This is a genomic window from Bacillus cereus group sp. BfR-BA-01381 (assembly GCF_022663555.1).
Taxonomy (GTDB): domain Bacteria; phylum Bacillota; class Bacilli; order Bacillales; family Bacillaceae_G; genus Bacillus_A; species Bacillus_A pacificus.
The window spans coordinates 1-10,777 of sequence record NZ_JAKUFR010000128.1 but is presented as its reverse complement, the minus strand read 5'-3'; the positions used below and the strand labels follow the sequence as shown (position 1 = coordinate 10,777).

Below are 10,777 nucleotides of genomic sequence, written 5' to 3'. Positions count from 1 at the left end.
AAAATGTTTGAAGCGAATGGAAATCGTATGAAGCGAGCTCGTGCAACAGTAACAATTTCTAAGCCGATTACACCTGAAGAGTATGCGACTATGGATATTAAAGAGTTAACGAAGTATACACAGGATGTTATCGCATCACAATTACATAAGTAATAAAAAAGGTTTCAGCTTACATTAAGCTGAAACCTTTTTTATTATGCTGTAGGTAGGACGTAAAAGAGTACGCAGAAGAACATCATCGCACTACCACCTAATACGAAAAGATGCCAAATGGCATGGTTGAAAGGTAACTTTTCCCAAAGGAAGAATATAGCTCCTACAGAATATAAAATTCCACCTGCTAAAAGTAGTGAAAAACCATGTCCAGTTAGATTTTCATAAAGTGGTTTAATAGCAACGATTATGAGCCATCCCATTATGATATAACATAGCGTCGATGCCTTAATAAAGCGACGTACAAAGAAAATTTTGAAGATGATACCACCGATTGCTAGTGTCCATATAATTGCGAGTAACGTCCAACCTAATGGCCCACGAAGCGTAATAAGTAAAAAAGGAGTATATGTGCCAGCGATTAATAAATAAATGGCTGAGTGATCTAGTATAGTAAATAATTTTTCGACTTTTGGATGGTGAATGCTATGTAACAATGTCGAAAACAAGTACAGTAAGAACATGCTTACACCGTAAACCGTAAATGCAACAACAGCAGATGCGGTACCATGCTTAGAGGCATGAATAATCAATATGATTAAGGCAGGGATGCTTAAAATGGCACCGATACCATGTGTAATTGCATTTGCAATTTCTTCTTTCACAAATTGTGTCATTCGTGTCATTTTTTCAGTCATAATGCAAATCCTTTCTACTATCATAAAATAATATGTCTTTTCCCTTACCATATCATACACAAGGGCAATAGAAAATGAAATTTGTATAATTGATTATATTTTTGAATTTTTTTGACAAAAGTCAATGGATTTGTTGACGTTTTCAAACTTTTTTGACAAAATAAAATTATGTAATAGTAGGACAAGGAATCTACTAATAAAGGGGATGGAGAAATGTTTTCAAATATTGGCTTTCCAGGATTAATTTTAATTTTAGTAGCTGTACTTATTTTATTTGGGCCGAAAAAATTGCCGGAAATCGGAAAGGCTTTAGGGGAAACGTTAAAAGAATTTAAAAAATCAACGAAAGAATTGACTGATGATGCATTTCAAGAGAAGGAAAAGAAAGAAAAAATGTAATGAATTTTCTTCGAAATGGATAAATAAAGTGTGGTGAACGAGATGGAAGATCGGGAAATGAGTGTAGTAGAACATATAGTTGAGCTTCGCAAACGAGTAATATATACCGTGTTATCCTTTGTACTATTTTTAATTGTTGGGTTTACTTTTACGAAGGATATTTATTTTTGGCTTGTAAAAGACTTACCAATGAAATTAACTGTTCTCGGTCCAAGTGATGTATTGTGGATTTTTTTCTCGATTGCTACAGTATTTGCTATCGTTTGTACAATTCCTTTTGCTGCTATACAAATTTGGTTATTTGTAAAACCGGGTTTACATCCAAATGAACAAAAGATGACATTAATGTATATACCGGTATTGTCTATATTATTTATTGCAGGTTTATGCTTTGGATATTTCGTTGTAATGCCGTTTTTATTTCATTTTTTAACTACTATAGGTAATGAAATGTTTAATACGATGTTTACGACAGAAAAGTATTTTCATTTTGTTCTTAATTTAACAGTTCCATTTGCAGTAATTTTTGAATTGCCAGTAGTAGTAATGTTTTTAACGAGTATTGGACTGTTGACGGCGGAATTTCTAATAAAAATAAGAAGGTATGCTTACGTAGCATTGATTATCATTGCATCGTGTATATCACCGCCAGATTTTTTATCACATAGTTTAGTTGCGGTACCGCTTATTTGTATTTATGAAATTAGTATCGCTTTATCAAAGATTGTTAGTAAGCGAAAAAAGAAAAGAGAAGAAGAAATTCAGTCGAAAAGTGCCTCGTTATAAAGGCACTTTTTTTATTTATTTGTTATACTCTAGTTATAAACGTATACAATATAGAGAAGAAAAAAATTATAGAATCTCCAAAATTTAGACAAACTTTGCGCTTTTATAAGTTTATACTGAATATATTAAGCAATATACGGATAACGAGTCCTTGTCTTATTAGGAATTTAGGATGGGGGATGGATTAGGTGAAGATGAATAGAGTATAAATCTTTTAACCATAAGGACTACAGAGATTGTCTAAGGATACTTTTGTATTCATGGGAGTCGCCACTTTAAACAACGTGTTACAGCGTAAAGTAGAAGAAGTTCAAAAATCCAATGAAAAAGAGGATTGATATTGTGATTACGAAAAGTTTTTATTTCACTCATTCAACAGGGGAGTGTATTAAAATATTTGAAATCCCTGTCCTACAAGCGCAGCATCCATTATCGTTTCTAATACAGTCTCGTCTTCAATTATTTATTGCAAAAATTCAAAAACAAAAGCACCCAAGATTTTCGTATTCTTTCCGTGAATATTTACAAAATTGTTTGAAGTGGAATGATTATTTAAATGTATATAAAACAAATACTCTTGAAAAAAATGCATGATATAGAGTGGGGACAGGGTTAAGAGCTCTGTCTTTTTCATTTTAGATATAAAAATATAATTAATTTGATTAAATTTCGTTCCAAATTGTTGAAAGCAATGGGAATACTAGTATAATAACAAGGAGAGCGTATTGGAAAGGGAAGAATATAATATGCAAAAAATTAAAATTGTAACAGATTCAACGGCAGATTTATCACAAGAAGTAATTGAGAAGTATGACATTCATGTTCTACCATTATCAATCTCTGTAAATGGACAAACATATTTAGATCGCGTTGATCTACAACCAGATGAATTTATTGAAGAAATGATTAAATCAGAGGAACTACCAAAAACATCACAACCAGCAATGGGTACATTTGTAGAAATGTATGACAAGTTAGGTGAAGATGGAAGTGAAGTACTTTCCATTCATATGACAAGTGGAATGAGTGGTACTGTGGCAACTGCAAATAGTGCTGCATCAATGACCGACACAAAAGTAACAGTTGTTGATTCGCAATTTATTACACATGCTTTAGCATATCAAGTAGTTGAAGCTGCGAAAATGGCAAATGAAGGACGCTCACTAGAAGAAATTTTAAAACGTGTAGATGAAGTAAGGAAGAATACTCGTTTATATGTAGTAGTAGATACATTAGAAAACTTAGTGAAGGGTGGGCGTATCGGTAAAGGAAAAGCGTTTATCGGTTCGCTACTTAATATAAAGCCAATTGCTAGCCTTGAAGATGGTGTTTATAACCCTGTAACGAAAGTGCGTAGCCAAGGTCAAATTGTAAAAACGTTAGCTAAGTTATTTGAGGAAGATACAGCTGGAAAAGTTGTAAAAGCTGTGGCAATTCCGCATGCGAAAGCAATTCCTTTAGCTGAAAATGTAAAAGCGGCTGTTGAAAAAGTAAGTGGATTTGCTCAATCAGAAATTTTCTTTACAACGCCTATTATTAGTACTCATACAGGTCCGGGTGCAATCGGATTTATGTATTTAGCAGAATAATAAAAAAGCTACTTGAAATTTATTTCAAGTAGCTTTTTTATGTGAATAGAAGGTAAGAAATAAGAAGGGCTATACAGGCACTCCCGCTAATGATATAGCGAGTCTGTAAATATTCATTCATAGAAAACACCCACTAATTAAAGTTTCGCTTGATGATTTTCTATAGTATATGTTGGATATAGAAAATAAGTAGTTACGCTATACATGTAATGGTTCAACTTTTTCATTCACTTTCTTAGCATGTGTTTCGCTATTATAAGTGAAAGTTTGACCTAAAAAGAGTACATGCAGTTGTTCCCACGGTAACATACGTAAATTCCAATTATTTCGAAGCCTTGTTATTGCCTCGCGAGGTGTTTCATCGGCGAGTGCAAAAGCTCCGTAATGCATTGGTATAAAGTGTGTAGCATTTAAATCTAAATAAGCTTGCACTGCTTCTTCAGGTGAAACGTGAGATATTTTCATAAACCATTCTGGTTCATAAGCTCCAATTGGCATAAGGGCAATATCAATTGAAAAGCGTTTGCCAATTTCTTTGAAACCTTGGAAATAGCCACTGTCTCCACAAAAATAAATGGTTTCCTCCACATTGTCATTCTTAATAATCCATCCACCCCAGTGAGATGTGTTCATATCAAATAATGATCTTCTCGTCCAGTGCTGAGCAGGTACGAAGTGAAAGGAAACATCATCAATAGTCGTACTTTCCCACCATTTATACTCTTCTACATTGTTGAATTTTTTACGAGTAAATAATTTTTTTAGCCCAATGGGTACTAAGTATAATACGTCATCTTTAAGTTGGCGCAGTGTTGAAAAATCTAAATGATCATAATGACCATGTGAAATGAGGACAATATCAATTTTAGGTAGTTCTTGTATAGAAAGACCAGGTTCAGTAAGTCTTGGGACTAGCTTCAATTTATTGGCCCATACTGGATCCGTTAATATATTAAGTCCATTCGTTTGGATAAGAAAAGTGGAATGTCCAATCCATGTGACAGTCGTTTTTTCAACATTACTTTGCAAAAATGCACTTTGTTTAACGGGTGATTGTTCTACTAAGAAAGAAAAATCTTTTTTGTTTTGCTTTCGTTCTTTACGCCAGCGTATAAAAGAGCGAATTGATTTTTTTGTACTAACATTATCCATATTTTCATAGCGCTTTGCCATGAACATCACCTCATTTAAAATCATTGTAATTGTATTGTACCGAAATGTTGTTAAGGAATACAGTGTATAACATGGATGAATGTTTAAATAATTGTAAAAAAACAGGAAGGTGCATTTACAAAAATAACAATAGAATTAGTTTTGCAACGATTATTTAGAGAAATAATAGTAAAAAAATTATTTTGTCTAGTAATTCGCTTGAAATAAAGAAGTAACATACGTAAATTCGTACGATTTCGTGAACAAATGTAGTAAACAATTTTCTCGTAGTGTTAACTTTTGTTATGATAAGTATAGCCTATTTAAATTTAGGATAGAGAAAAGAGGTTTATAAATGAAGCGTTATCAAAAAATAATTGGTCTTATGGTTGTATTTTGTCTCTTTGTACTTGCTGGATGTAGTGGATCAGGTTCAAAGCTTCGTAAACCATTAAATTGGGATTTAGAAACTTTCCAATTTACTAATCAAGATGGAAAACCATTTGGTACAAAAGATTTAAAAGGGAAAGTTTGGGTTGCAGATTTTATGTTCACAAACTGTCAAACAGTTTGTCCGCCAATGACTGCTAATATGGCAAAATTACAGAAAATGGCGAAGGAAGAGAAATTAGATGTTCAGTTTGTATCATTTAGCGTAGATCCTGACCTTGATAAGCCGGAGAATTTGAAGGCTTTCATTCAAAAATTTACAGAGGATACTAGTAACTGGAATTTACTAACGGGTTATTCGTTAGAGGACATTACGAAGTTTTCAAAAGATAATTTCCAATCACTTGTAGATAAACCTGAGAATGGTCAAGTTATACATGGTACATCATTTTATTTAATTGATCAAAACGGAAAAGTAATGAAAAAGTATAATGGTATTAGCAATACGCCGTATGAAGACATTATACGTGATATGAAACGATTAGCAGAATAAAAAGAGGGGTGCAGATTAAAGCACCCTTCTTTTTTACATTAGTCTATGGATAAAATGTCATGTTGCTGTGGCAATTTCGGCGCCCGAATTTCTAACACGCCATTTTGATATGAAGCTTTCGCTGCTTTTTTATTAATTGAATACGGCAACTTAATTAATCTTGATGCTTCTGAAATGGAACGTTCTCGGCGATAATAGTTATGGGATGTTTGCTCTTCTTCTTCCAGTATCTCTTCTTTTACAGAGACTTTTAAGTATTCACTTTGTATTTCAATTTGAATTTGTTCTTTTTGTATACCTGGTAGTTCAGCTGTAACAACGAGTTCTTCGCCAACTTCGTATAAATCTACAGGGAATGTTAATAAACGGTTTCCTTTTTGGAAAAAATGATTTAAATCAGCAATTACATTGCGAAGTGGTGTTTGCTCGAAGAAATCATCAATTTGCTTTAAATAATTGCGAACCGGTGGGCGAGAAGAGTCTTTTTTTTCTTCACTCATGGTATTCCCTCCTAGAAATCAATTTGCAATATCATATGACAAAAGCGGAGAAAGGTGATTGCCTAATTTTCATGTTTTCATAAAAAATTGTTAAAAATGTGAAATGGAGTGATTTTTTTATAGTTTTTGGTCGCCATATTCAGTTGATTATGCTAGTATAAATAGGGTTGATATAGTAGTATAGAGACAGAATGAAAACTGAAAGAGGGTAAGAAGTATGTGTGGTTTTGTAGGATGTTTATGTGAAAACCCTAGAGAGTTTTCAGAAACAGAAAAACATCAATTTGAAAATATGAACACGATGATTTTCCACCGTGGTCCAGATGACGAAGGATATTTTCGTGATGAGCATGTACAATTTGGCTTCCGCCGTTTAAGTATCATTGACTTAGAGGCAGGACATCAGCCGCTAACTTATGAAAATGATCGATATGTAATTATTTTTAATGGTGAAATTTACAACTATGTAGAATTACGTGAAATGTTACTTGAAAAAGGTGCAACGTTTGCAACGCAATCTGATACAGAAGTTATCATTGCATTGTATGCACATATGAAAGAAAAATGTGTAGACTACCTTCGTGGTATGTTTGCATTTATGATTTGGGATCGCGAAGAAAAGAAACTTTTCGGTGCACGTGACCACTTCGGTATTAAACCTTTATACATCGCACAACAAGGTGATACCACATTCTTCGCATCTGAGAAGAAAAGTATTATGCATGTAATGGAAGATAAAGGCGTTAACCCAACGTCATTACAACATTACTTTACGTACCAATATGGTCCAGAACCAGAAACATTAACAATTGATGTTAATAAAATCGAACCTGGTCATTATTTCGTAAAAGAAATTGGTAAAGAGATGGAAATCCATCGCTACTGGAAACCTTATTTCAATGCTTCAAGTGCAACGAAAGAGGAGCATATCCAAGCAATTCGTGATGTGTTATATGATTCAGTAAAAGTGCATATGCGCAGTGATGTACCAGTAGGTTCATTCTTATCTGGTGGTATCGATTCATCTATCATCGCTTCTATCGCAAGAGAAATGAATCCAAATCTTTTAACATTCTCTGTTGGGTTTGAGCAACGTGGTTTCAGTGAAGTTGATGTTGCCAAAGAAACTGCTGAGAAATTAGGCGTTAAAAACCATAACGTATTCATTTCAGCGAAAGAGTTTATGGATGAGTTCCCAAAAATCATTTGGCATATGGATGATCCTTTAGCAGATCCAGCAGCTGTACCGTTGTACTTCGTTGCTAAAGAAGCACGTAAACATGTAACAGTTGTTCTTTCAGGTGAAGGTGCAGACGAGCTATTTGGTGGTTATAACATTTATCGTGAGCCAAACTCACTGAAAATGTTCTCTTACATTCCTAGCCCAGGTAAGAGCGTTCTAAAAGCACTAAGTGGTGCTCTTAAAGAAGGCTTTAAAGGAAAGAGCTTCCTAGAGCGTGGATGTACGCCAATTGAAGAGCGTTACTATGGAAACGCGAAAATCTTCCGTGAAGAAGAGAAAGCTGAATTAATGAAGTATTACAATGAAAGTGTTAACTATATGGATATCACGAAACCATTGTATAATGAGATTAAAGATTATGATGATGTAAGCAAAATGCAGTACATTGACATGTTCACTTGGTTACGCGGTGACATTTTATTAAAAGCTGATAAAATGACAATGGCAAACTCATTAGAACTTCGTGTACCGTTCTTAGATAAAGAAGTATTCGATGTTGCATCTAAAATTCCAACTGAATTTAAGATTGCTAACGGAACTACGAAAGCTATTTTACGTGAAGCAGCACGAGGAATCGTTCCAGATCACGTATTAGATCGTAAAAAACTTGGATTCCCAGTACCAATTCGTCACTGGTTAAAAGACGAAATGCATGATTGGGCTATCAATATTATAAACGAGAGTAAGACAGAGCATTTAATCGACAAACAGTATGTATTAAACTTACTGGAAGCACATTGTGCAGATAAAGGCGATTATAGCCGTAAAATTTGGACTGTACTTGCGTTTATGGTATGGCATCAAATTTATGTTGAGCATAAGTACGATACGAATAAGTTCCACGAAGAAACGAAACGTGCGTATAGCTTAGTTTAATTAGAAAAACCTTAAGATCGCATATGGTCTTAAGGTTTTTTTCATAAATAGGACGTATGATTGATACAATAATAGTAAAAGGATGGACAACATATGATTACGTTTGAAAAAGTAACTGTAGAAAATGAAAACGTTGTGAAAGAAATGTTTCGCTCACATAGTTTAAGTGAGAAACAGGTACAGTATTGTGTGAAAGTCGATGATACATATATTGGTGTAATAGATTATCGTGTTCAAGGGGAGACTGCGGTTTTATCTCAGTTAATTATTCACTTTGATTATCAAAGTTACGGTTATGGAACAAATACGTATTTCACATTTGAAACAATGATGATAGAAAGAAATGTGAAAGAGATAAAGGTAGTACAAACGGAATTAACAGAACAAGCAAAATCATTTATAGAGAGCTTTGGGTTTAATGAGGAAGATGGGATATATGTAAAGAAAATATAGTAATGAGTAGTTATGCGGGATAAATATAAGGCAGGTGGATGTATGACGATGACTTCTGGTCTTGTATTAATTGGAGGGTGTTTTTTAGTAGCGGAGCTAAGCCATATGCTTATTCAAAAAAGAATGAATAAGAAGAGAAAGCCGTATGAATTACAATATGCTCCAGTGTTTTTCCTTTTGTTTTGTATGCTACTTACATTACAAAACATAACGAACTTTCCACCGCTGTTAAATATTTTTTTGAAGTTCGGTTTGCTGTATAGTACCACTGGAATAGCTCTTTTATTCCTTTTATTGTGCATACGTTATATTCACTATCAATCGTATATATTTATTTTAAATTGGTTAAAACAAAATGATAGAAACCGCCTTACATAAGGCGGTTTTTTTATTTACGTTATGTATTGACTGGGATTACAATTACTTTTTTATGCCCATTTCTTTTTTACATGTTACGCTTAAAAAATTTGAGTAGCAAATAGGCACAAAAATATTTTGAATAAAAATGAGGGTGGAATTATATATATTGAAAAAGTTTTCTGATATATTTATTGACAATGTATAAGATATACATTAATCTTTAAGTGTGAATGATAATCAATTTCAACTAGGGAGGACTTATGACACGCACTAAAAATATTCTTATACTTTGCGTTATGTTACTAATGGTCGTAATCGCAGGGTGTGGTAAAGAAGAAGAGAAAAAAGATAAAGATATATTAGTAAAGGCAAAAGATTCTTATAGTATAAAGCATGCAATGGGCGAAACGACAGTAAATGGTACGCCAAAAAGAGTTGTTGTTTTAACAAATGAGGGTGCTGAGGCACTTTTAACTGTTGGAGTAACGCCAGTTGGAACGACGAAACCACGAGCTGGTGATGAATGGTATCCTCATTTAGCGAAAGAGTTAAAAAATACGAAAGTAGTAGGAACTGAGCGTGACATTAATTTAGAAGCAGTAATGAAGCTTCAGCCGGATTTAATTATCGGAAATAAAATGCGTCATGAAAAAATATACGAGCAGTTAAAAGAAATCGCGCCAACAGTATATGCTGAAACATTACGCGGTGATTGGAAAGAAAACTTCACACTTTATACAAAAGCTGTAAATAAAGAAAAAGAAGGGCAAAATGCTCTTAATGATTATAAAAAGCGTATTGCAGCAATAAAAGGACAATTAGGTGATAAAATTAATTCTAAAGTTTCCATTATTCGCTTCGTCCCTGGTGATGTTCGTATTTATCAAAAAAATTCATTCTCAGGTGTTGTATTAAATGATATTGGATTTAAACGACCACCATTACAAGATAAAGATGAATTTGCAATTAAAGGAATTACAAAAGAGCAAATTCCAAATATGGACGGGGATTATTTATTCTATTTCACATCTGATAAAGACGCGGATAAGAATAATGAAGGAAATACATTAGCAAAAGAATGGACAGAAGATCCACTATTTAAGCAACTGCAGGCTTCTAAAGATAATAAAGTATTCCAAGTAGATGAAGTGATTTGGAATACAGCAGGTGGTATTGTAGCTGCAAATCTTATGTTAGATGATATTGAAAAATATTTTCTGAAGTAAATGAATAATCGAGTGCATCACTTTAAATAGGTGATGCACTTTTTATTTTGTTAAAATACAGAAAATTCCTTCTTTTGAGCGTGCATAAGTTGTACAATTAAAACAATCACGAAATAAAGGAGTGGGGGATAAATGAAAGCTACTCATAAAGATTGGATTTTATTTAACGGAAGAATTGTAAATACGAAGGAAGAACAGCCAATGATTCCATTAGAGGAGAGAGGCTTTCAATTTGGTGATGGGATATACGAGGTATTCAGACTATATGAAGGGAAGCCACATTTATTAAATTTACATTTAGAACGATTCTTTCATTCTATGGAGGAAATAAAACTAATTCCGCCGTTTACTAAGGAGGAGTTAGTGGAAGAGTTACATCAAATGATTGAAAAAAATAAA

The 10,777-nt window shown here is 33.5% G+C and carries 13 protein-coding genes and 2 pseudogenes; 12 read left to right on the top strand and 3 right to left on the bottom strand.

What is annotated here, in order from left to right; genetic code table 11:
* Positions 1 to 153: pseudogene (locus tag MR079_RS26100) on the top strand (lysophospholipid acyltransferase family protein); the annotation flags it as partial.
* A gap of 41 nt (positions 154 to 194) precedes the next feature.
* Here MR079_RS26100 and trhA read toward each other — a convergent pair.
* On the bottom strand, positions 195 to 851 hold the full coding sequence (trhA, locus tag MR079_RS26095; protein ID WP_000136894.1) for a PAQR family membrane homeostasis protein TrhA: 657 nt from the start codon (positions 849 to 851) through the stop codon (positions 195 to 197).
* A 213-nt stretch (positions 852 to 1,064) separates the two neighbouring features.
* Here trhA and MR079_RS26090 point away from each other — a divergent pair, with 213 nt between their 5' ends.
* The 4 genes from MR079_RS26090 to MR079_RS26075 all read left to right on the top strand — a co-directional run bounded on the left by MR079_RS26090 (position 1,065) and on the right by MR079_RS26075 (position 3,625).
* Entirely contained in the window at positions 1,065 to 1,250 is a 186-nt protein-coding gene (locus MR079_RS26090; protein WP_000492443.1) for a twin-arginine translocase TatA/TatE family subunit, read from the top strand.
* A gap of 42 nt (positions 1,251 to 1,292) precedes the next feature.
* Positions 1,293 to 2,036 carry a twin-arginine translocase subunit TatC gene (gene tatC / locus MR079_RS26085; RefSeq protein ID WP_000390139.1) on the top strand — a complete coding sequence of 248 codons (744 nt, stop codon included), beginning with the start codon at positions 1,293 to 1,295 and terminating at the stop codon, positions 2,034 to 2,036.
* Between the two features lie 342 nt (positions 2,037 to 2,378).
* On the top strand, positions 2,379 to 2,630 hold the full coding sequence (locus tag MR079_RS26080) for a DUF2535 family protein (protein ID WP_000629015.1): 252 nt from the start codon (positions 2,379 to 2,381) through the stop codon (positions 2,628 to 2,630).
* 152 nt (positions 2,631 to 2,782) lie between these two features.
* Positions 2,783 to 3,625, top strand: coding sequence for a DegV family protein (locus tag MR079_RS26075; RefSeq protein ID WP_003266758.1), 843 nt, complete (start codon positions 2,783 to 2,785; stop codon positions 3,623 to 3,625).
* 198 nt (positions 3,626 to 3,823) lie between these two features.
* Here MR079_RS26075 and MR079_RS26070 read toward each other — a convergent pair whose 3' ends face one another.
* A complete protein-coding gene (locus tag MR079_RS26070; protein WP_242294903.1) occupies positions 3,824 to 4,798 on the bottom strand; it encodes an MBL fold metallo-hydrolase in 975 nt (324 codons plus the stop codon).
* 334 nt (positions 4,799 to 5,132) lie between these two features.
* On the opposite strand from MR079_RS26070, the gene MR079_RS26065 reads away from it, so the two are divergent.
* The gene (locus tag MR079_RS26065; RefSeq protein WP_000833339.1) at positions 5,133 to 5,720 is read left to right on the top strand and encodes an SCO family protein; all 588 of its coding nucleotides are present in this window, start codon (positions 5,133 to 5,135) and stop codon (positions 5,718 to 5,720) included.
* Positions 5,721 to 5,758: 38 nt separating this feature from the next.
* Here the strand turns inward: MR079_RS26065 and MR079_RS26060 are convergent, their stop codons facing one another.
* Positions 5,759 to 6,220, bottom strand: coding sequence for an Hsp20/alpha crystallin family protein (locus MR079_RS26060; protein WP_001288087.1), 462 nt, complete (start codon positions 6,218 to 6,220; stop codon positions 5,759 to 5,761).
* 217 nt (positions 6,221 to 6,437) lie between these two features.
* Here MR079_RS26060 and asnB point away from each other — a divergent pair, with 217 nt between their 5' ends.
* From asnB to MR079_RS26035, 6 genes and pseudogenes are all read left to right on the top strand, one after another.
* Positions 6,438 to 8,339, top strand: coding sequence for an asparagine synthase (glutamine-hydrolyzing) (gene asnB, locus MR079_RS26055; protein WP_000333816.1), 1,902 nt, complete (start codon positions 6,438 to 6,440; stop codon positions 8,337 to 8,339).
* 93 nt (positions 8,340 to 8,432) lie between these two features.
* On the top strand, positions 8,433 to 8,792 hold the full coding sequence (locus tag MR079_RS26050; RefSeq protein WP_139867334.1) for a GNAT family N-acetyltransferase: 360 nt from the start codon (positions 8,433 to 8,435) through the stop codon (positions 8,790 to 8,792).
* A gap of 48 nt (positions 8,793 to 8,840) precedes the next feature.
* The gene (locus MR079_RS26045; protein WP_139868114.1) at positions 8,841 to 9,170 is read left to right on the top strand and encodes a hypothetical protein; all 330 of its coding nucleotides are present in this window, start codon (positions 8,841 to 8,843) and stop codon (positions 9,168 to 9,170) included.
* 8 nt (positions 9,171 to 9,178) lie between these two features.
* Positions 9,179 to 9,274, top strand: a pseudogene (locus tag MR079_RS29485) (phosphatase PAP2 family protein); the annotation flags it as partial.
* Between the two features lie 138 nt (positions 9,275 to 9,412).
* Entirely contained in the window at positions 9,413 to 10,378 is a 966-nt protein-coding gene (locus tag MR079_RS26040; protein WP_242294902.1) for an ABC transporter substrate-binding protein, read from the top strand.
* A 132-nt stretch (positions 10,379 to 10,510) separates the two neighbouring features.
* A partial coding sequence (locus tag MR079_RS26035; RefSeq protein ID WP_242294901.1) for an aminotransferase class IV occupies positions 10,511 to 10,777 on the top strand: 267 nt, incomplete at its 3' end.

Bases quoted from the DNA above. Each gene is read 5' to 3' on its own strand.
- MR079_RS26075 (WP_003266758.1), top strand. From the start codon at position 2,783: ATGCAAAAAATTAAAATTGTAACAGATTCAACGGCAGATTTATCACAA.
- MR079_RS26040 (WP_242294902.1), top strand. From the start codon at position 9,413: ATGACACGCACTAAAAATATTCTTATACTTTGCGTTATGTTACTAATG.
- MR079_RS26070 (WP_242294903.1), bottom strand. From the start codon at position 4,798: ATGGCAAAGCGCTATGAAAATATGGATAATGTTAGTACAAAAAAATCA.
- trhA (WP_000136894.1), bottom strand. From the start codon at position 851: ATGACTGAAAAAATGACACGAATGACACAATTTGTGAAAGAAGAAATT.
- MR079_RS26065 (WP_000833339.1), top strand. From the start codon at position 5,133: ATGAAGCGTTATCAAAAAATAATTGGTCTTATGGTTGTATTTTGTCTC.
- MR079_RS26090 (WP_000492443.1), top strand. From the start codon at position 1,065: ATGTTTTCAAATATTGGCTTTCCAGGATTAATTTTAATTTTAGTAGCT.
- MR079_RS26045 (WP_139868114.1), top strand. From the start codon at position 8,841: ATGACTTCTGGTCTTGTATTAATTGGAGGGTGTTTTTTAGTAGCGGAG.
- MR079_RS26050 (WP_139867334.1), top strand. From the start codon at position 8,433: ATGATTACGTTTGAAAAAGTAACTGTAGAAAATGAAAACGTTGTGAAA.
- asnB (WP_000333816.1), top strand. From the start codon at position 6,438: ATGTGTGGTTTTGTAGGATGTTTATGTGAAAACCCTAGAGAGTTTTCA.
- MR079_RS26060 (WP_001288087.1), bottom strand. From the start codon at position 6,220: ATGAGTGAAGAAAAAAAAGACTCTTCTCGCCCACCGGTTCGCAATTAT.
- tatC (WP_000390139.1), top strand. From the start codon at position 1,293: ATGGAAGATCGGGAAATGAGTGTAGTAGAACATATAGTTGAGCTTCGC.